Origin of the sequence: Kitasatospora nipponensis, from assembly GCF_039528135.1 — a bacterium.
Classification (GTDB): domain Bacteria; phylum Actinomycetota; class Actinomycetes; order Streptomycetales; family Streptomycetaceae; genus Kitasatospora; species Kitasatospora nipponensis.
This window is the reverse complement of sequence record NZ_BAAALF010000392.1, coordinates 1-2,280: the sequence shown is the minus strand read 5'-3', so window position 1 is coordinate 2,280 and position 2,280 is coordinate 1. Positions and strand designations below refer to the sequence as shown.

Below are 2,280 nucleotides of genomic sequence, written 5' to 3'. Positions count from 1 at the left end.
GCACGCCCAGCCAGGGGCCCCTCCTGCCCGTCGAGGGCAAGGAGGGCGCCCAACGCCGCACGCTGATCCGACAGGATCGACCGGACAGGCCCCAGGCGCACCGAGACCGCGCGGTGACAGTCCGTCCGCGCGGGTCGGCCCCGGTGAATCGCCGGGGCCGACCCGCACGGGCAGCTTTCGGCACGAACTGCCCGCGGGCCGTGCTGACGTGGGCATGCCCCAGGTCAAGTGGGCCCCGGGTGCCGTCGGCGGCACGCACCCCTCCGTGGGGTGCCGACGGCCGCCCGGCGGCCGGTTCGCGGTCGCGCGCTCGGCGGGCTTTCCTAAGGAACCCGTAATCTCCGCTTAAGGTTCGCCGCGCCTTCGGGAAATGCTTTGCCGGCGATATTTCGTACCCCGTTCCGGTGTCCTCGCGGGGCTTGGACGGGCGGCTCCAGTGCGGTTCGACTGCCGTGCGGCAGAGCCGATTCGGTGGGGAGCTGCGCAGGTCGGGGGCGGCGGGTGGCGGCTCCCCGGTCCGGGAATGACCACTCCCGCGGGGCGAGTGAGATCTCCATCACATTGTGGTTGCCCGAGGTTTTCCACCGTCCTCCAGTGATGCATCTGTGACCTGCGGAAACCTTGGGTGACCGGAGTGACGGCCGGGGCAACCGCCGTACCGGCCGAAATAGTTGATCTTGTTCTCGGGTGTGTTCTGCGCTTCACTCTTGCGGGTGTCAGCGGCGGAACGGGGTGCGGCCGTCTTCCTGAGAGGGACTGTCAGGCCTGGACACGGCCTGGGCAGTTGAGGCATGACGAGATTGAGAGCACCGTTGCGACCGTTGGGTACGAGAATCGAGCGCCGGAAACCCGCGCGGCCGCGCCGCCGTGAGCCCGCGGCGGGCGGGCGGCTCCCGCGCCGGCTCGTCGGCACCCTGATCAGCCTGCCGGCCCTCAGCGCCCTGTGCGGCTGCGGTGTCTCCTCGAGCGGCCACAACGGCTCGGAACTCCTCACCGTCGGCGCGGCCGCGGCCGTGATCGTGCTGGGCGGCACCGCGGTGACGGTTCGACGGCTCACCGCCCGTCCGCTGGAGAAGGCCCGCGACCTGGCCACCCGCAACCTCTCCGCGCTGCTCGACGAGCGTGCGGGGCTGCTGGAGGAGCGCACGGCGCTGGCCGCCGACCGGGACGCCCAGGCCGGCCAGGTGCACGCGCTCGCCGCCGAGCGCCGGCTGCTGCTCCAGGAGCGCGAGGAACTCCAGCGCGGGCAGCAGGACCTGGCGCGCCAGTGGACCGAGGCGGCCGCCGTGCACGATGACACCGCCGAACGGCTGCGGCAGGTGCTCGGCGAGGCCGGGACGCTGCTGGCCGAGCGGGACGACCTGGTGCGCGAGCGCGACGAGCTGCAGGGCAGCGTGGACGCCACCTTCGTGAACCTGGCGATGCGCACGCTGACCCTGGTCGAGCGCCAACTCGTGCAGATCGAGGCGCTGGAGGGCCGCGAGGGCGACCCGGCCCAGCTGGAGAGCCTCTTCCGGCTCGACCACCTGGCCACCCGGATGCGGCGCAACAGCGAGAACATGCTGCTGCTGGCCGGCCTGGAGAACAGCCAGCGCAGCCGCAAGACGGTGACCCTGCTGGACGTGGTGCGCGCCGCGGTCTCCGAGATCGAGCGTTACGAGCGGGTCAAGCTCGGCTTCCTGGCCACCGCCCGGCTCACCGGCGCGGTCGCCGACGACACCAGCCACCTGCTCGCCGAACTGCTGGAGAACGCCACCGCGTTCTCGCCGCCGCAGGACCAGGTCGAGGTCGGCGGCTGGCTGCTGGACAACGGCGAGGTGATGGTCTCGGTCACCGACCGCGGCATCGGCCTGCCGGCCGACCGGCTGCGCGCGCTCAACGACCAGCTCTCCGGGCCGGTCGAGAGCGGCGAGGAGCGCCGCGACGCGCTGCTCTCCGGCGCGCTGACCGGGCGCAGCATGGGCCTGTTCGTGGTGGCCCGGCTCGCCCGCCGGCACGGCATCCGGGTCCAGCTGCGGGAGAACGCGCAGGGCGGCGGCGTCACCGCGATGGTGGTGCTGCCGCGCGAGGCGCTGCACCAGGACGGCACCAGCACCGCGGACCTGGACGACCAGCGCCGCGCCGAGCGCACCGCCGCGGCCGACGCGCAGCAGGCGCGCACGGCGGCGGAGCACGCGGCGGGGGCGGCGCTACCGCCGCAGCCGGACGGGCGGTTCGCGGTGGGCGGTGCGGACTCGCAGGACGCGGGACCCCGGGGCGGCGCCGCCTCGGACGCCGGGT

1 protein-coding gene is annotated in these 2,280 nt (G+C 73.7%); it reads left to right on the top strand.

The features are described from left to right. Positions 1-821 precede the first annotated feature (821 nt). A partial coding sequence (locus ABD323_RS40510) for a sensor histidine kinase (RefSeq protein WP_344447118.1) occupies positions 822-2,280 on the top strand: 1,459 nt, incomplete at its 3' end.